Raw genomic sequence first — 18,055 nt, 5'->3', positions numbered from 1 at the left:
CCCGAGTGACCTGTGATTGCCGCCCGCTCATCATCGTTCTCCTCCCTCCAATTGGCTGCTCTGGCCAGTGCCGCGCTGATTCTCTTCCCATTGATCTATATCATAGCCCTCGCCTTTTCAGCCGATTTGGAGGTCTGGTCTCGCCTCTGGACAACCCGTGTACCTGAGCTCCTCTGGAACACGGTGTTCTTGGCCGGGGCTGTCGCAATACTCGCGCTCGGACTGGGTGTCTCGACCGCATGGATCGTCACCCGATTTGAATTTCCTGGACGCCGACTTTGGGAATTGGCTCTCGTGCTTCCACTGGCCATGCCGACGTACGTGTTGGCCTCTGTCTTCAACTACCTCTTGGGATTCGGCGGCCCAGTCGAGCACATTTGGCAACTAGTGGCTGGCCCTCAAGCCAGAATCTTCTCGCCTCAAAGTTTTATGGGCGTCACTTTGGTCATGGCGCTCGCGACATTCCCGTTCATCTATTTGCTTACCCGCAGCGCACTCCTGAATTTCAACGTGTCGTTTGAAGAAGTCGCCCGTACCTGTGGCGCCTCCTCCCTGAGGAGAATCTTTTTCGTCACTCTCCCGCTGTTGCGACCGTCGATCGTCGCTGGTGTCGCACTGGTCATCCTGTATGTGGTCTCCGATTTCGGAGCGGTGTCATTGTTACGCTACCAAACACTGACCTATGCCGTGTTTCAACAAATGACCGGCCAGTTGGACAACCAGGCCGCCAGTATTTTGAGCCTGTTGTTGGTCGTCCTGGCACTCCTGTTCTTATTAACCGAACGATGGTTTCGCCGGAAGAGTCGTTATTATCAAACGGCTGGTCGCTACCGCGCTCCACAACGATTCCATTGCAGCTGGCTCCAGACAGTAGGCTTGACCGCATGTCTCTCCGTGATCATGGGAGCAGCCTTCGGTGTCCCCATGTGCCTCCTGATCATGTGGAGCTTCTCTCCGGAGGCTCTCGCCACTCTCGATGCACGGTTCTTCGGCTTTGTCTGGAACAGTGCCTTGCTCGCGACCCTGGCTGCCACAGCCAGTGTGCTCATCGGACTGCCGTTGGCCTATCTGGCAAGTCGAAAACCCACATGGTTCAACATCGGCTGCCTGCAGGCCGCCTATGCCGGCTACGTGTTACCAGGGCCAGTGGCCGCACTCGCCGTATTGGTCCTCTGTCTCAACCTGATACCGGTCGTCTATGGAACAGTGATTGTGTTGGTCCTCGCCTACGTCTTGCATTTCCTCCCGGCTGGTCTACAATCACTCGAGCCTGCAATCCAGCAGATCACACCCAATCTTGAGGAAGTTGCCCGCACCCTCGGGCTGAGCGCTCGCGAGACCGTGCGACAGGTCACGTTGCCACTGATCCGGAATGGCATCATCGTGGCCTGGGTCCTGGTCTTTCTTCAAACGATGAAAGAACTTCCCGCCACACTCCTGCTCCGCCCAGTCGGATTCGACACCCTAGCCATCCGCGTCTGGCTGGAAGCAAGCGAAGAATATTATCAACTGGCGGCTCCCTCTGCCCTCTTGATTGTGCTTGTCGGTCTGCCTGCCCTCGTCTTGTTGCTGTCCCGTGATTGGCGGGCCGCGTAAGGAACCATCACGAACATACCGGCAAAGACCAGACCGATGAATATCGACCACCCCCACACACGCTCTCAACTCTTCTCTCAGAGAACTTCGATCTTGGAGCTTCGTTCGGTCTCCTGTGCCTACGATCCACATCAACCTGCCATTCGCAATATTTCATTCTCCGCCAAAGAAGGTGAAATTCTCTGCCTGCTTGGACCATCCGGCTGCGGGAAAACCACCGTTCTGCGGGCCATCGCCGGATTCGAGCCCGTACGGTCTGGGGAAATTCACTTATCGGGACTGGTGGTCTCATCCCCCTCGGAGACGATTCCGACAGAACATCGCCGCGTCGGCATGGTCTTTCAGGAATACGCGCTCTTTCCGCACCTGCGTGTCGCCGGCAACATTGCGTTTGGACTCAACCACTTACCTCGGGCAGAACGAACACGTCGGGTCGATGAGATGCTGTGTCTGACCGGATTGGAAGGATTTGAACGCCGATACCCCCATGAATTATCGGGAGGACAGCAGCAACGAGTGGCACTCGCACGGGCGTTGGTGCAAAATCCGGTGTTACTCTTGCTGGATGAACCATTCAGCAATCTGGACCCCGACATGGCCAGTCGTATGCGCCAAGAGGTTCACGCCCTGTTACATCAGATGAACACTACCACCATCATGGTCACGCATGACCATGAGGAAGCCTTTGCCATGGCTGACCGTATCGCTGTATTGAATCAAGGGATACTCGAGCAGATGGATTCCCCTGAACTCATTTACCATCTCCCGGCCACACAGTTCGTGGCCGACTTTGTCGGCCACGCCGACTTCATTTCCGGCCAGATTCACCAGGGAGCGGTTCACACCGAGCTCGGAGAGTTCCCTAATACGATCACCGGCTCTGAAGGAGAACATGTGGTCGTCATGATTCGCCCAGACGACGTGCATCTTGTGCCTAATAAATCCGCTGAACCCAAAATCGTGGCAAGACAGTTCCGCGGATCTGAAAATTTGTACAGGGTTCAATTGCCTTCCGGTCAGCTCGTCCATAGTAGTGAAAGTTCGACCAGCGTCTACCAAGAAGGCACCTCCGTCGAACTCCGCGTGTCGGCAACCCATACCGTACTGTTTCAGGCCGAACCGCCCCCTCGTCCATTGCGACACGGGGAGAAACTGGACGTAGGTGGTGATTGACAGCCTCCCCTGAGATCTGGCATGGATGAATCAGCGTTGAGGTTCCCAACCCCACCCGGCTTACGCCCCCTTCCACACTGTAAGGAGTCGCGATGGACGCATTGAAAGACGTGATTGATTACGGGGTTATCGGTCTCTTATTGGTGCTCAGTGTGTGGTCCGTCGCAGTGGCCATCGAACGGTGGCTCTTCTACAAACGGATCAACTTTTCCCAGTTTTCCAACGCGCAGCTGCTGGAAATTACCCTCACTCAGCGCCTGGTGATTATCGGCACCGTTGCCGCCAATGCTCCCTATATTGGCCTCCTCGGAACCGTGCTTGGTATCATGTTAACGTTCCATACGATGGGAACGTCTGGAACCATGGCGGTCAACACAATCATGATTGGGTTAAGTCTGGCATTAAAGGCGACCGCCGTCGGACTCTTGGTCGCGATTCCTTGCGTCGTGATGAACAACCTACTCCGTCGTCGCGTCACTGAACTGTTGACCGAGTATAAGGCACAACATGGAACGGAACATTGATCAAATCAACGTTATTCCGCTCGTCGATGTAATGTTGGTTCTGCTGGTCATCGTGTTGACCACGGCCACCTTCATCAGCACGGGGCAAATCCCCGTCAATCTCGCCAAAGCGAAAGCGGTCAGTGATCGGCAAGACGTGCCCATCGTGATTGCGTTGACGGCGGACGGGAACTTGTTTATCAACGATACGCCGATCCCAGAAGGCGGTCTTCCCACGGCCCTGAGCACTCGACCCCGCGAGTCGGCGGTGGTCGTTCGTGCAGATAAGGTCACCTTGCTGGAAAAATTCGTCGCCCTCGTCGATGAGATTCGAGGCTTAGGATTTCATCAGGTAAGCTTGGAGGTCATTCGGCTCTAAATGCCAGGCTCATTGCAACCTCCGCTGCCTTATTCCAACTTCACAGTCACTGGCTGGTTTCTCTCGTGCCTCTTACATGTCGGCTTGATTCTTGCCAGCATCCTGCTCGTACAGCGTATCCACCTGGACCCACAAGAGGAACTATTCCAGTGGGATGTTGCCATGATGGCCACTCGTTCGCCTTCTGGAACGGCATCTGCCCTTGCTCCCGTCGCGCCAGCGACTCCGCCAACCAAGCATCCCCCTTCGTCGATACGTCCTGTTCCACGTATAAAATCAACACCGGTTGCTTCAGCTCCACCTGAACCAACAACCGAGCTCGCTCCGCCACATCAACAGGCGGAACCACCTCTGCACGAATCAAGCGCACCACAAGCGATGCCAGCTCCTTCATCCCCTCAGCTCGTGCCACCAACTGAACAAGCTTCGGTTCCCCACACCGACATGAATCAGTTACCCCCAGCACCATCAGAGATGAGCCCCTCTTCAACCTCTCCTAATACTCCGGTAGCATCGTCCGGCTCACAGCAATCAGCCAATATCGACTATCGATGGCTCACCACTCTCATGGCAAAGTGGATCGAAGGCCTCGACAAGCGCTACCCCCCAGCATTGCGTGCCGAGGGGATTGAAGGAAAGGTCACGCTGATTGCGCTCTTGCACGAAGATGGCTCGCTGAGCAATGTGCGCATCGCCAAGGGTTCAGGGAATGCCACCTTGGACCAGGTGGCGTTGGAGGACGTCAGAAACGGTCCACCCGTGAAACTTGATCATCCACTTGAACGCCCTCAGATATCGGTAAAACTCTCTATCAGCTACGATCTACGGACGGCCCGATAATCGCCTGTCATCCTCATCGTATGCGTAACCGATCACGAAGCCCTGAGGACACCCTCATGGTGCCGTTCGCATCGATGATGATCGCTTCGACGTCCGATAGGCGTTCTACCAACGCCATCCCTTCTTCTGGTCCCAGGACAAAAATCCCTGTATCGAGCCCGTCGGCAACTACACCGTCCTTGGCAATCACCGTCACACTCTGACATCCACGTGCCGGCTGTAACGTGTGAGGGTCTAGGATATGATGATACCTCACGCCATCCCGTTCAAAGAACCGTTCATAGTCGCCAGCTGTTGAGATCGCTTCATCTTGCAGATCAATGACGGCAATCAACGCTCCTTCTTCCCGTGGGTGTCTGATACCGACGGGAAATCCACGGCGATCCGGAAGCGCGCCGAATGTTTTGATGTCTCCTGACAATGCGACCACTCCCCCTTCAGCTCCTGCCCGCTTCATCTCCTCAACCGCTCGATCGGCGGCATATCCCTTGCCAATTCCACCAACATCCACTCTCATTCCGTTGCGTGGCAGGAAAAGGGTTCGAGCCTCGTGATCCACGCGAATGCTCGTCCAGTCGATGAGGGGCTTCACGTGCTGCAACTCGCTCTCGGATGGAATATCCTGTCGCTCGGTTACACTCCACGCTTCGATTGCAGGTCCCAGCGCAATATTGAAGCCTCCATGTGTGAGTTGCGCCATTTCCAGAGATCGCACCACCACCTCAAATGTATCTCGACTTACCTCGACAGATTGACGACCGGCTTCGGCATTCACCCGTGAGAGTTCACTATCAGAACGCCACGTACTCAATAACTGTTCAAGTCGCTTAATCTCATCGAAAGCAGCCTGAACAGCATGGTCACCCCTCTTTTTGTCCGACGCAACGGCTGTAACCGTCACAAGCGTCCCCATGTGCATCTGAGCACGTTTCGTGACAATGGACGGAGAGGCTGAGCGTATTTCTGCACAACCTCCTAGCATGATCAGAGCAAGAAGGAGGATCGTCAAGAAGCTGAGAGAGGATTGAGAGATTTTCATTGTCCTATCACCCTTACCATCAATGCCGGCGAAAGTCTCTCGGATACCGCGGGTACGGCATGACCTCATAGAGCCGTATTTCCAGTTGTGCCGCTTGCAGGAGTGTTTCAAGCACTGGGCACCCACCTAAGGCCGGATACTCGTCAGCGAGAAAGTCCTGTACCCTCACCGCCTCGGCTTGATCAGCAAACACCGAGACCACAATCATCCTCCCATAATACGGTGACTTAACTCCAAGCCTCCAAGTCCCCACATACGTACTAACAGGAACATCGACCACAAAGATCATAGAGACATCCGCCATAGACATGAACGGTCCTTCACCAATCTGTACGTGTGACAGCCGGTACTGCCCGGACGGCAGATTCACAGCAACATATCGATCGTGGAGGTTCATCTCAACTTGGAATCGCTTGTGAGACGTGTGGTTGTCCAACCGTACGGCTGGCAAATACCGCCGAGATTGATCACCTGTCAAGACCGCCATAACTTGCCCAACAACCAGACTCTCCGTCATATCAGCTGGGTCACACATCCCCACAAGCCAGCGTCGAGGTCAGCACGAACATTCCTTGAGCCAGACCAAGCTTCATACTTGCCTGGAAATTATACGAAATTTGTAGAGACACTGGCAGCTCTACTCGACTGAAATTCTACCTTGACAGCAGAGCACCGATCAGGATATTAATAATCGTTCTCAATTTCACCTAAGCCAGCGGCTCGTGTATTTATGACAAGTGCAAGAGCTTCCTTATCCGAAAGTCACCAGATTCTTGAGACGCGCTGTGAGTGCGGGCAATTGATCGCCAAAGTGTGCGGACAAGGGCTCGAGCTCAAGTGTAAGCGGTGCAAACGCATTGTCGTCATCCCTTTTTCTTCAATCGAAGGGTGGGGAACCGTTTCCACATAGTCTTCTCTCACACAGGAGGCAGTCGTACCTAGACCATCCATACGAGTTACGCTAAAGACCAGAGACCCTCGAGTCCCGAGTCAGACCACAACACCATTAATACGGGAGGATACCGATGAAGTTACGGTCAATCCTCGGGGCTCTTGTGATCATGAGCTTACCGGCCATGCCGGTATTCGCGGAAAACATGACCCCGGAGGAAATTAAGAAGTTGGTCGATGAGGCAGTAGAAAAACGCCTGCAAGAACGCGAGCGACGAGAAGGTGCCGTTGAACGGCGCGAAGGTACAGCAACACCGGTTGCTGAGCCAGGGATTGGCTCGCTTCCGGAAGTCGGCAAAGAACGCCGCACGGACCAGGCACAGCCTTTATCGTTCGGCTCAAGCGGGTCAGGTCGACTGATCTATGCAAAACCATTTGTCTCATCGCCTAAGGCCATCGTTGGCGGTTACATGGACATTCAATACCGCACCCATCGAAACAGCGTGTTGGAAACAGGCTATGGCCAAGGCACAACTAACGGATTCGACCAACAACGATTCGTCCCGTTCATTTACGCGGATATCACGGAACACGTAAAATTCGCCTCAGAACTTGAAATTGAGCATGGGATTAGAGCAGCCAATGAGTTTGAGATCAGTCTGGAATTTGCCCATATAGACTATCTCATAAACGAACCAATCAATCTCCGGGCTGGAATTCTTCTCCTCCCAATCGGCAAATTCAACCTTCTCCATGACTCACCACTAAATGACTTGACCGATCGGCCACTTGTGAGCCAATTCATCATTCCGACAACCCTTTCGGAAACCGGTGCCGGGCTTTACGGTACGTTGTACCCTGGTCGAACCGGAAAGCTGGATTATGAGGTCTATTTTTCGACAGGTCCTTGTGGATATGATAGCGACGGTACCCCCCGTATTTCTGAGGAATCTGGCACAAAAGCTGCTCGCCAACGAAAATGTTCCGCCTCAGACGGGCTCGATATCAATAATGGGAAAACGGTCTCTGGGCGTCTAGCATACAGTCCGATGCTTGGCGTAGAAGTCGCAGGGTCAGGCTACTACGGCAATTCTTCCCCAACGAGTTATAATCCCCTCAGTATCTTCGCTATCGACTGGACAATCCAACGGGGGCCGTTCGAACTCATCGGTGAAGCGGCGTGGGCTTATGCCAGGAATAACTCCCGTGCAATTCCTGGAAGCAGCTTTGGATTTACGCCGGGTTCTCTGCTGACCGGATTCGGCTCGCTGAATTCACTCGCTACCCCCCCCCAGCGACTGCAAGGGTTTTACGTCCAAGGGAATTACCACTTCATGCCGTCGTTCTTGACGAAGCTCTCACCCAAGCGATTTGGCGAAGGATCAACCTTCACAGCTGTGATTCGTTACGATCGAGTCAATTTGAATTTGGATAATAAAGGAGAGAATGCGGGTGAGCTCGAACAGATTTCATTCGGATTGAACTATCGCCCAGTTGAAGACACGGTATTCAAGATAAGCTACCAGTATATGCCAAAGGCATTTAACGCAAACAACGGACAGCGGATTCATGATGGTGCGCTCGTCCTTTCAGCAGCAACGTATTTTTAGAGAGTTTATGGAGGCCGGTTCTGCCGGCCTCCATAACATCATGTAATAGGAACCAACTCATGCGCGTAATTTTTCTCCTCCCCGTTTTAGCATTAACAGCCTGTGCCTCATTGAGTGGAAGCCGTGATCATACATTCCTCTGCCCCTACGATACCGTCTGGGACACAACGTTGGACACCATGAACGGCTACTCAGTCACATCAGAAAACAAAAGTACTGGAACGATTGAAACGGCATGGATAGAAATGGAAGGGAAAAACCGTCCCTATGGGATCTTTGGACGCGAGGGATTTGGCAATCGTGAACGAGCCCGGTTGACAGTGGCCGTCAGGGACAACAATGGCCAGTCCTCGGTCAATGTCCTTGAGATTCGGCAACGTTGGCACGCGAGGGGTGGGGCCTCTCAGCAAGCGGCAAAATGGTGGCCTGTAGAGCCTTCCGAGGAAGTAATGGACGAGATCACGGATAAACTCAATGCTCGAATCAAGGAGAAAGGGTGCGGAACCAACCCATGAGTATCAGCCTTTTGTGCTTATTGATCACTCTATCTCTAATCCCTACCCTCTCAATCGGAGCTGAGCGTATTTGGGATACCGATCTGAAACGCTTTCTCACCGATCAAGAGATGAATATGGCTGAGGTTTATCTCAAAGAAGACGAGAGCCTGAAGCTCATGTTCCCAAAATCCGAACGCGTCCGAAAAGAGATCATCAGACTAAATCCCGAGAAAAAAACTCAGATCGAGGAGCGTATCGGCTGGAAGTTTCCTGAAGAATCATTCGACGTCTATATCGGAGAAACCGGCACGCAGATCGATGGCTACGCCGTCGTGCAAAACACGATCGGCAAACACAAACCGATGACCTACATGGTCGGCATCGATAACAAAGGATTCGTCTCAGATATCGAGCTACTGGTCTTCCGCGAAGCGCGCGGTAGTGAAGTTCGGCAGAAGCGGTTTAACACACAATATGAGGGCAAGTCCGTCCTCGACCCAGTCCGGATCAATAAGGACATCATCAACATCTCTGGTGCCACCATGTCCGTCCGTTCCATGAGCGCCGGAATTAAACGAGTGCTGGTATTGGTCGACGAATTTTACCTGAAACCGGCTGGAATCGGTAGTGATACGGTGGTCTCCAAAAAGGACAAAGGCTTCCTGCCGTCGATATTTGGCAATTAGTCAAAGCGGACCCCGCGTCCCAGACATGAGAAACTTCAACCGAAAATTTAGGCTGCGTGACTCTGATCGCCATATCCGGTTGCTCTACACATTGTTTTTACTATTGATGCTCGTCGGATTTTGCTTCTCATTTTTTTGGGCCCATAGCATGACAGGATTATCACCACAGGGCATTGCTGAACACTATCGCGGATCGGATGCCACTTTCGGCGAGCCCATGTCGTTTCGAGAGTTGGCGGAAATCACTCATTTCCACCTCTTCACCATGCCGGTTGTATTCATGATTTTGATCCATGTGATGTACCTGACCAATGCCAGCCACGCCCTCAAGGCCATCGTCACCTGGGCCGGATTTGGCGGAGTCATACTTGATCTGCTGTCGCCCTGGCTCATCAGTTACGTGTCTCCGATTTTTGTGCTCTCCATGCTCACGGGAGACACGCTGATGACCCTAAGCTTTCTGGTCATGATGGTTGTTCCACTATATGAAATGTGGGTGCTCGGACAGCCGCTCATGGGGGGGAAACGACCACCGGAATCGTAGCTCTACAATAGAGCAAACACAGATCCCGTTAGCGGCCAGCGGTTGTTCACCCAGAGCCCGGAATCACACAAGTGGTTTCGGGCTCTTTGTTTTTCAGGAGGTAGCCTCATGCATATCCATAGCGTTGATCAGGTCAAACCCGCTGTTCTTACCATTCAAGGCATGCTCCAGAAGATCGACCGACTCAATCTTCCTCCGACATCCCGATGTGATTTGGAGAGCATTTTGGTTCGACAAGTGACGAAGGAACTAGATTGCCTTCTGCCTTGGCAAGCCGGACATGGCGAAGCCACCTCGGTCATTACCATGCAAATCGGACAAGCCATGGGATTGCATAAGGAGGTCCTGCACCAATTGGAGCTGGCTGCTCTCCTCCATGACATCGGTCTCTTGATGCTCCCTGCTCCCCTGCGGACGAGTCGACAACCGCTCGATGCGGACTCCTACGCAACTATTCAGAATCATCCTCGACTCGGATCTATCTTGCTTGAGCCGTTTGCCTTCCTCCGGGAGGCGACTGCCATGATCGCGCATCACCATGAGCAATGGGATGGATCAGGGTACCCCTACGGTCTCAGGAGAGAGTTCATTCCGTTGGGAGCGAGAATTCTAGCCGTTGCTGACGCGTTTGTGGCCATTCAGGTGCCACAGATTCGCAATCGAGCCCTGCGTGATTGCATCGCACTCCGAATCCTACGGATCGCCTCAGGCACTCAGTTTGATCCTGTTGTGGTTGACATTCTTATCGAGTTCCTTGGGAACCAGCCATCGGACCTTCTCGGAACGCAGAGAGTCGATATTCCCCCCGGCGTACTACCTACGCCGGCTTCAAAGTGGGAGGCCCCACCCCTCCCACTGTAACGGGCAAGGGGCCTCGCCTCCCGAGGCCCCTTGCCTCCCAACAAATGATGCTGCCCCCTCGCAAACCACGGATATGGACACAGCACAGAACGGACAACACACTTATTACGAAAGAAAGGACCTGCGCCATCATGAGTCTTACGGCCCTTCCACCTCAACCAACGCTCTCGCTGAGCTTTCTTCTTTCGATCCTTCTCCTCATTGGGCTCGTATCCTGTTCCGGTGGAGGGAGCTCACCGCCTCCGATTGCCGATACCGGCACACCCGGTGCGGAGGAGGCTGTCGGTGAGCGGCTCTTTCTCGAAACACGCTTCGCCCAGACATTCAAGATATTCCTCGACAACGGCGGCAACATCAACGATCCCAAGACCGGAGATGTCATCGTCGATACTGTCGAAACCGTAAGAGCACCGATCGATCCAGGACCATTCAAGGGCATGTCGATGAATTGCCGTGCTTGCCACCTTGTCGATGATGTCCTAGCCGCTCCAGATGGAGGTATGCGAACCTACGCCGATTTTGCGCGCCGCAGTCCGATCCCGGCGAGAGCCGACGGCAAGACACACGCCCCGAGAAACTCTCCTCCCCTGGTGAACTCGACCCTCGATAGACCAGACGGCATCCTACTCCACTTCGATGCCGAGTTTAGTTCGATCGAAGAATTGATTGCGGCAACCTTTACGGGTCGGAACTTCGGCTGGCTCCCCGGAGAAAAGGCGCAGGCCATTGCGCACATCGCAAACGTCCTCCGAGGAGACGATGGTTCCTTCGATCTGACCGACACCGGCCTCTCCTACCGCATTCTGTTTACCGGCACAAACCCGAACATCCCTAAAGAGCTAAGACTCCCACCCCAATTCCGTACGTTTGTTGGATCAGGAACCGACCAGGAAATCTTCGACGCCGTCGTTCGAGTAGTGGCCGCCTATGTCAACGGGCTCCGCTTTTCACAAACCACGGAAGCTGGGAAACCCATCCGTTCGCCGTTCGATGTCTTTCTCTCTCTGAATGGGCTCCCCCAACAACCAGATTCGAATGAGTCGCCGTTGGCCTATAGTCGCCGTCTCCAAGCACTCGTTACCGCGCCAGGCTTTGCTCCCCAATTTGTAACATCCAACCCTAATCGATCCGATGGACAATTTGAGTTTCACACCCAGGCGTTCGAATTTGGATCCACTGAGCTCGCCGGCCTAAAAATATTCCTCTCTGAACCAGCGACCATCCCCATTTCACCAGCAGAACTTGCTGGCGGCAAGATTGGGAACTGTATTGCCTGTCATGCTGCTCCACACTTCACCGATTTCAAGGCTCACAATACGGGAACGACCCAGAAGGAATACGATGAAGTCTCAGGCCATGGCTCTGGTGCCTTTCTAACTCTTGCGATTCCCACGCTTGCCACACGAACGGCCGACGATTTACCGGCAACCGAACAACATCCGACCGCCAGCGAACGATTCCGAGCCATTCCCGCAGCCGGGACCACATTGACCGATCTAGGTTTGTGGAACGTCTTTGCCAACTCCGATAAGCCTGAACCCCAGGCCAAGATCAGAAATATTCTCTGCGATGAGGACCAGCCTTGTTCCGCATCACAGAGCGAGCTCTTGAATCGTGCCATCGCTCGATTTAAGACCCCGAGTCTGCGTGACCTTGGGCACTCCGCCCCCTTTATGCATAACGGCCAATTCGACAGTCTCGACGACGTTCTGGAATTTTACCAAGAGGTATCAGATCTTGCACGGAACGGAACACTGCGCAACGGTGCGACTCAGCTTCGAGGGATCGCGCTTAAACCCGCTGATCTTGTTCCACTCGCAGCCTTTCTCAAATCACTCAACGAGGACTATCAGTAGGGATAGCATGTCGAAACCCCACACCATATACAGATCAGTCAGACAGGTGCAATCCATGGAATCACCTCTGTGTTCCTCTTCACTTGTGATGGCCTGCCAGCGCTGTCATGAACCAATCTGTCACCAGAATCCAACACTGTGGTGCATCAAGTGCCGATGCCTCAAACGTCAGCGCGGGCAAGCCAGAGGACTCGAGAATTCGATGCAGACACGACGACTGAAAGCCTGGCTGAGGAAGTTTCTCCACCTATAACTTCTCGACGCATAGAGGAAATACGATTGAGGAGCAGCGTGCCGAATAGCGCGTACGCCTACACGAGAAGGCACAACCCTATGATCTGAGCGGAACCGCAACGCAACTGTCCACGAATGGCCGATCCCCCTGTTGATCGGCAGAAATCCAGCCAAAGGACTTGAAGTCCAGAGCCCATGGTTGTTCATCAGCCATGGGCTCTCTGTTTATACGAACACGGTTTGAGCATTTCACCCGGTATCGGCGGGATCCGCTGCTTCCGCGCTTGCTGGAACTTCGCCGATTTCCATCCCCGGATACGCTCCGACGCTTCTTGCACGGTTTCAGCTATGGGCACACCATCGAGGTGTCCGAGGCCCTGCTGCGAGTGTCGTTGGGGGCGATGCGGCCGATTCTGCTGGGCCATACGCTGGATTTGGATTTGACCGTCTTTTGTCGATATGGCGAGCAGGGCGGCAGCCTGAAGGGACATACCCCGATCAAACATGGGCGGCCCTCCCATCATCCGGTGGTCGCGTGGTTAAGCGAACGCCGACGGCTCTTGTGGGCCACCTTACGAGCCGGCCATACCGGGACGGCAAACGGTGCGCGGGAGTTTTTGGCCCAAGCGCTGACGATGTGACCGCCAGGGCACCGGATCGGGTTGGTGCGGGTGGATTCGGGGTTCTGTGTGACGGCGTTTCTCACCGCGTTGGACGCGCGCGAGCTTCCGTACATCGTCGTGGCGCGGTTGACGCCGTTCATACGCAAGCTGGTGATCCACCGGATTCCCGAAGCCGACTGGTGCCCCCTCGCGCGGGGCATCGCGGTCGCCGACCTCATGGCTACCGTGCCAGCCTGGCACGGGCAGCACCGGCGGTTTGTGTGCCTGCGTCAAACACTGACCGACCGGCCTGACGCCAGTGGGCGACGGCTGATCGAGTGTCCGGGCTATACCTATCGGGTCTTCGTCACCTCCGTGCCCTACGCCGCGGAGCTGGTGACCCGCATGTACGCGGAGCGCGCGGACAGCGAGAATCGGATCAAGGAGCTGAAAGAGGATCTGAGTCTGGACACGTTCTGTCTCCAGTCGTTTGACGCGACCGATGCGGCCTTCCGAACGGGCTGCGTCCTCTACAATTTCTTGGTGGGGTTCCGGGAGACGGTGCTTCCGTCCTGTTGGTTTGAACGGCGGCTGCGGACGGTCCGGGATCGGGTATTCCTGGTTGGAGCCGATCTGATTCCCAAGGCCAGACGACTGCGCGTCCGGTTTGCGGTGCCACCGGAGGAACGACCGGAGTTCCTCCACCGCCTCCGGACACTCTCCGCTGGGCTGCCAATTGCGGCGCAGTTGGAATGGTTGCTCACGGAGCCCGACGAGTTGATTCAGGCCTCCAATCCCGCTGCATCACCCCTCCGATCCCTGCATCAGGCGTCCAGGGCCTCCCCTAAGCGCATCTCAACTGCAGAATCCGGGCTCAGTGCACGGTTTTTATCCGATGGAACGTGGGACAAAACCTATGGAGAGGGTGGCGCAACTCTCAATAAAGCTCCCCGCAGCAAGCTGCGGGGTATCACAGAACTAAAACATTCGGAGTTGCCGGAGATTGTCGTGGGGTTGCCCTTGCCGTTGCACAGACCGTTCGACCGTCTGCCAGTTCGCTCGCTCCCCCACCGTCGCCACATCGTACCCGTCAGTCCAAAATTCCCCGCCCCACAGTACTCGTTCCACAGCGGGTTTCCGTCGAAAGTTTTCTCGGGCTGTGAGGCGCTTGACGATCGGCACCATCCGTCCCGGCGCCATTTTCGGATGCGCACTGCAGCGCAGAAGGATGTGATTCTTATCCGTTCCAATCGCTTCCATCTCGATCGGAAACCGATCCGCAATCTCTGCCGCCGTCTCCTGGATAATCACCGTCACCTCCTGCTCTAGCAATGCCTTGCGATATTTTACCGGAAACACACTATGGTCGTGGATTTGCCACGCACAGTGGGCTCCCTTTCTCACCTCCTCTTCTCTCTGATTCGCCATGCATCCGAGGGTACCAGAGATGAGGATCCCCGTAGCAAGGACGTTGCCGGCCGAGATGATCGGAGCAGAATACTGAAAGTCTTGCTGGACCAACATATCTTGATCGTTGGACAAGGGAAACCAACCGCCACCAGTCAAGACGGAGCTGTCGTTTTACTCACGCCCAACGGCCAGCGCGAGACGAGGCTGAACGGTAACGGTATCACCCTTCTTGATTTCGGGGGTCCGACTGACGCCCTGTTCGGACTTACTTTGACTCCGACCTGACACATGCCGCCGCCGTGGAATGGAAGGGCGTGGTCGCCTCGAAAAATACTCCCACAAACAATGACGATGCCAGAGTCGTCCGCTTTATCTTGCCGGCAACCCACTAGGAAACGGCAGCGGCTCTCTCACTCGACAATACCACTCGATGACATATCGACGATGGTTCTTTGCACAAGCGAAGAACCACCGCATACACAGGCAAGACTACACCTACGTCAACAACATCTTGGTTTGCTGAGAGCAGGCAACAACTTAATCAGTTCACGCTGACTATCAATATGAGAAAGGAAACTATGTGGTACGAGAAACCAGCTACTGACCGCAAGTTGGCCACCAAACACCTGAACGATGTAGCACGCCACTTGGCGATGATTTCTCACATAGTCATCATCCTCTCAATTGTGAAAGCTAGAGTTTAATCTGACAGTCAGCTAGAGTCCTCCCTCTTCACGGAAGGAGCGCGGACAATGACGACGGAGCAAAAGATCATCAAGATGAAAGCCGGCGTGTTGGAACTGGCGAAGCAACTCGACAATGTCTCCAAAGCCTGTCAGTTGATGGGGTAGAGCCGTGACAGTTTCTATCGATTTAAGGAACTCTACGAGACAGGCGGTGAAGCCGCCCTCCAGGAGATATCACGACAGAAGCCGCTCCTGAAGAACCTGGTGGCGCCGGATGTCGAGCAGATGATCGTGCAGATCGCCATTGAGCAACCAGCGTGAGGACAGACCCGCGTGGCGAATGAACTGCGCAAGCAGGCGCTGAGCATCTATCCAGCAGACGTGCGTTGTATCTGGCTCCGCCATGATCTTGAAACGATGCGGAAACGCTTAAAGGCGTTGGAAGCAACAGTGGCGCAAGAAGGCTTAGTGCTGACCGAAGCACAAGTGGTAGCGTGAGAAAAGGCCACGGCAGATAAAGAAGCGCACGGGGAATTCGAAAGCGAATGGCCTGGGTACTGCGGCGCGCAAGATACGTTCTACGTCGGTACCTTGAAGGGAGTGGGCCTGATCTATCAACAGACCTTCATTGATACCTACAGCAAGGTCGGCTTTGCCAAGCTGTACGACCGCAAGACGCCGGTGACGGCCGCAGAATTGCTCGACGACCTGGTTTTGCCGTTCTTCGAGCAGCATGACCTTCCGCTAACCTGTGTATTGATAAACCGCAGGTAGTTAGTCATTTTTAGTGGTATGATTAGGGTTTCTCTCCACACCACCTGTCACTACGCTGTCACTAGAAGCAGACAAACCAGACCCATCAGCACCAATCGTGCCAGAGTCATCATTTGTGGTTTCTTGGGGGGTTATGTGGGAGGTGTTTGCCTTAGGCGGCAATTCACTGATCGCGGTACAGAAGACTGTGGGGCTCCAGAGCGCCATGCGTACGAACTGTACCTGGCCGTGGAGAACAATGATCACACCCGCACCAAGACGCGGCATCCCCAGACCAATGGGATCTGTGAACGGTTTCACAAGACCATGTTAAACAAGTTTTACCGCGTGGCGTTCCGGAAGAAGATCTATCAAACGCTGGAGGAACTCCAGGCTGATTTGGATGCGTGGATCCAGGAGCACAACGAGCAGCGCCCGCATCAGAGCCGCTTGTGCTCTGGCAAGCCGCCCATGCACACGTTCATCGACAGTGTGCCACTGACCAAGGAGAAGAAGTCTTGAGCTATACACATGAAGACATAGGTATGGCTAGCCCAATAAAACACCGGCCCGTCTCATCTAGCGATGAGACGGGCCGACATCTTACTTATCCGCGACCGAGCTCGTTATGCTCCCAATCTCGTGAAGACAGGGAGAACTGGAGCCCAGACTGGATTGATAAGCCTTTCACCACCCTCGGTGTAAGACATAAACAACCCTGCGAAGCGCTGATCCGGATCGTGGAGAATGTCCACCAACCGCTGCACTTCCCACAGAACGTCTTTCGACTCAATCTTAATATCAACCGTCTGACCTGGAAGGATTGCACTCTCTTTATCCATGGTCAATCCGGCACTTGCAACCAGCTCTGGCGGATAGTTTGGATCCACCTTGGCCGCACCAACCTTGTTGGTGAACCGAATACCTGCCGTGGTGAATTCCCCAATGCTGATTGGCTGAGTACCATTGTTGATAACATGGAGATTCATACGCAAGGCACGACCAGGAACATCGTACTCCGCATGAGTCACTTCAATGGTCAATGGATTCGGCTTCACAGGCAATGGCTTCACCTTGGTTTCGCCAGCCTGCAGAGGAACGCTGATCGGGTGCTTGGACTCAGCGGCCAAATACCCAACCACCACAACCACCAGGACGAACACGAGAAGCGCAGCCCCAACCTTACGATCAATAGGATCCAACAGAATCTCATCACCGTAAGCCGCCAGAACACGCGCACGAACCAGGTACATTGGGCGAATCATAAACCAACCCACCCAGAAACATGCAACGACCACCCAGAACAGGTGCCACATGACTCCGGTCATTCCACCCATGGTCTCAGAGTCGAACGTTTCGCCAGTGAGAGTCTTAATTGGGTTCGTAAAGTCCTCATAACGACCCGTGATATCCATCCACCCGCCAGGACCAGCGACCGGACCCGCCTCCTTGATCGCAAGCATGGGGTGAATGTGGTGATGACCTGGGAGTCTGGCCTTAAGCTTGACGACATACTCATAGTCGCCGCCAATATCGAGCGGGCCCGAATTGAACATCGGAACACCGTTCATCTTTGAGCTTAATCGCACGAACACGGAACTGGGAGACCCGACGTTCAAGAACGTCCGGTGCGGTTTTACGACCGCACGAGGCCAGTCTTCTGACAAGTGAAACCTGCCCCGCAACTCTGTGACATCATTAACCTTTGTCGACTTACCAACCCACTCTGTATCGTACCAATTAACGGTCCGCATCCGCAGGAATGGTTCCTGGGACCGCTCTCCGTGAGCAAATGCAGGAGTGATATCAACAACAGGCGTGAACGCCAGCGTCGCAACCCCGCAGAAGCCCATTACCCAACGTTTAACGGCTTGTTTGGCGTTCATGCTTTCCCC

17 protein-coding genes and 3 pseudogenes are annotated in these 18,055 nt (G+C 54.3%); 15 read left to right on the top strand and 5 right to left on the bottom strand.

The window, feature by feature from the left end; genetic code table 11:
* Positions 1–12 precede the first annotated feature (12 nt).
* The 4 genes from ACYX34_RS17900 to ACYX34_RS17885 all read left to right on the top strand — a co-directional run bounded on the left by ACYX34_RS17900 (position 13) and on the right by ACYX34_RS17885 (position 3,651).
* Positions 13–1,596 (top strand): ABC transporter permease, encoded by a 1,584-nt coding sequence (locus ACYX34_RS17900; RefSeq protein WP_462077940.1) that lies wholly within the window; start codon positions 13–15, stop codon positions 1,594–1,596.
* A 36-nt stretch (positions 1,597–1,632) separates the two neighbouring features.
* Positions 1,633–2,769, top strand: a complete 1,137-nt coding sequence (locus tag ACYX34_RS17895; RefSeq protein ID WP_462077939.1) for an ABC transporter ATP-binding protein — start codon at positions 1,633–1,635, stop codon at positions 2,767–2,769.
* Between the two features lie 92 nt (positions 2,770–2,861).
* Positions 2,862–3,293 (top strand): TonB-system energizer ExbB, encoded by a 432-nt coding sequence (exbB, locus tag ACYX34_RS17890; protein WP_462077938.1) that lies wholly within the window; start codon positions 2,862–2,864, stop codon positions 3,291–3,293.
* Positions 3,277–3,651 carry an ExbD/TolR family protein gene (locus ACYX34_RS17885; RefSeq protein WP_462077937.1) on the top strand — a complete coding sequence of 125 codons (375 nt, stop codon included), beginning with the start codon at positions 3,277–3,279 and terminating at the stop codon, positions 3,649–3,651. The genes exbB and ACYX34_RS17885 overlap by 17 nt, the downstream gene beginning before the upstream one ends.
* Before the next feature lie 46 nt (positions 3,652–3,697).
* Here the strand turns inward: ACYX34_RS17885 and ACYX34_RS17880 are convergent, their stop codons facing one another.
* The gene (locus tag ACYX34_RS17880) at positions 3,698–4,045 is read right to left on the bottom strand and encodes a hypothetical protein (RefSeq protein ID WP_462077936.1); all 348 of its coding nucleotides are present in this window, start codon (positions 4,043–4,045) and stop codon (positions 3,698–3,700) included.
* 50 nt (positions 4,046–4,095) lie between these two features.
* On the opposite strand from ACYX34_RS17880, the gene ACYX34_RS17875 reads away from it, so the two are divergent.
* Positions 4,096–4,491 carry an energy transducer TonB gene (locus ACYX34_RS17875; RefSeq protein WP_462077935.1) on the top strand — a complete coding sequence of 132 codons (396 nt, stop codon included), beginning with the start codon at positions 4,096–4,098 and terminating at the stop codon, positions 4,489–4,491.
* Between the two features lie 13 nt (positions 4,492–4,504).
* On the opposite strand, the gene ACYX34_RS17870 is transcribed toward ACYX34_RS17875, so the two are convergent.
* Positions 4,505–5,404 (bottom strand): FAD:protein FMN transferase, encoded by a 900-nt coding sequence (locus ACYX34_RS17870; RefSeq protein WP_462077934.1) that lies wholly within the window; start codon positions 5,402–5,404, stop codon positions 4,505–4,507.
* Positions 5,405–5,549: 145 nt separating this feature from the next.
* On the bottom strand, positions 5,550–6,047 hold the full coding sequence (locus ACYX34_RS17865; RefSeq protein WP_462077933.1) for a hypothetical protein: 498 nt from the start codon (positions 6,045–6,047) through the stop codon (positions 5,550–5,552).
* A 508-nt stretch (positions 6,048–6,555) separates the two neighbouring features.
* On the opposite strand from ACYX34_RS17865, the gene ACYX34_RS17860 reads away from it, so the two are divergent.
* The 8 genes and pseudogenes from ACYX34_RS17860 to ACYX34_RS17825 all read left to right on the top strand — a co-directional run.
* Complete coding sequence (locus ACYX34_RS17860) at positions 6,556–8,031, top strand: TonB-dependent receptor (RefSeq protein WP_462077932.1); 1,476 nt, start codon at positions 6,556–6,558, stop codon at positions 8,029–8,031.
* A 59-nt stretch (positions 8,032–8,090) separates the two neighbouring features.
* Positions 8,091–8,546, top strand: a complete 456-nt coding sequence (locus tag ACYX34_RS17855; RefSeq protein ID WP_462077931.1) for a hypothetical protein — start codon at positions 8,091–8,093, stop codon at positions 8,544–8,546.
* Positions 8,543–9,214, top strand: a complete 672-nt coding sequence (locus ACYX34_RS17850; RefSeq protein WP_462077930.1) for an FMN-binding protein — start codon at positions 8,543–8,545, stop codon at positions 9,212–9,214. The genes ACYX34_RS17855 and ACYX34_RS17850 overlap by 4 nt, the downstream gene beginning before the upstream one ends.
* 148 nt (positions 9,215–9,362) lie before the next feature.
* Positions 9,363–9,758, top strand: coding sequence for a hypothetical protein (locus tag ACYX34_RS17845; protein WP_462077929.1), 396 nt, complete (start codon positions 9,363–9,365; stop codon positions 9,756–9,758).
* Between the two features lie 108 nt (positions 9,759–9,866).
* Positions 9,867–10,619 (top strand): HD-GYP domain-containing protein, encoded by a 753-nt coding sequence (locus ACYX34_RS17840; protein WP_462077928.1) that lies wholly within the window; start codon positions 9,867–9,869, stop codon positions 10,617–10,619.
* A 131-nt stretch (positions 10,620–10,750) separates the two neighbouring features.
* Positions 10,751–12,475 (top strand): hypothetical protein, encoded by a 1,725-nt coding sequence (locus tag ACYX34_RS17835; RefSeq protein WP_462077927.1) that lies wholly within the window; start codon positions 10,751–10,753, stop codon positions 12,473–12,475.
* A gap of 446 nt (positions 12,476–12,921) precedes the next feature.
* On the top strand, positions 12,922–13,350 hold the full coding sequence (locus tag ACYX34_RS17830) for a hypothetical protein (RefSeq protein ID WP_462077926.1): 429 nt from the start codon (positions 12,922–12,924) through the stop codon (positions 13,348–13,350).
* Between the two features lie 24 nt (positions 13,351–13,374).
* Positions 13,375–14,013, top strand: a pseudogene (locus ACYX34_RS17825) (transposase); the annotation flags it as partial.
* 276 nt (positions 14,014–14,289) lie between these two features.
* On the opposite strand, the gene tnpA reads toward ACYX34_RS17825, so the two are convergent.
* Positions 14,290–14,739 (bottom strand): IS200/IS605 family transposase, encoded by a 450-nt coding sequence (gene tnpA, locus ACYX34_RS17820; protein ID WP_462077978.1) that lies wholly within the window; start codon positions 14,737–14,739, stop codon positions 14,290–14,292.
* Positions 14,740–15,473: 734 nt separating this feature from the next.
* Here tnpA and ACYX34_RS17815 point away from each other — a divergent pair.
* Together ACYX34_RS17815 and ACYX34_RS17810 are read left to right on the top strand one after the other, a co-directional pair.
* A pseudogene (locus tag ACYX34_RS17815) lies at positions 15,474–16,175 on the top strand (helix-turn-helix domain-containing protein); the annotation flags it as partial.
* Between the two features lie 171 nt (positions 16,176–16,346).
* Positions 16,347–16,682, top strand: a pseudogene (locus ACYX34_RS17810) (integrase core domain-containing protein); the annotation flags it as partial.
* A gap of 104 nt (positions 16,683–16,786) precedes the next feature.
* On the opposite strand, the gene ACYX34_RS17805 reads toward ACYX34_RS17810, so the two are convergent.
* On the bottom strand, positions 16,787–18,055 hold a 1,269-nt coding region (locus ACYX34_RS17805), incomplete at its 5' end, for a methane monooxygenase/ammonia monooxygenase subunit B (RefSeq protein WP_462077925.1).

It is taken from the genome of Nitrospira sp. CMX1, assembly GCF_054902215.1.
The sequence above is the reverse complement of the archived record's forward strand: the minus strand, read 5'-3'. Positions and strand labels throughout refer to the sequence as shown.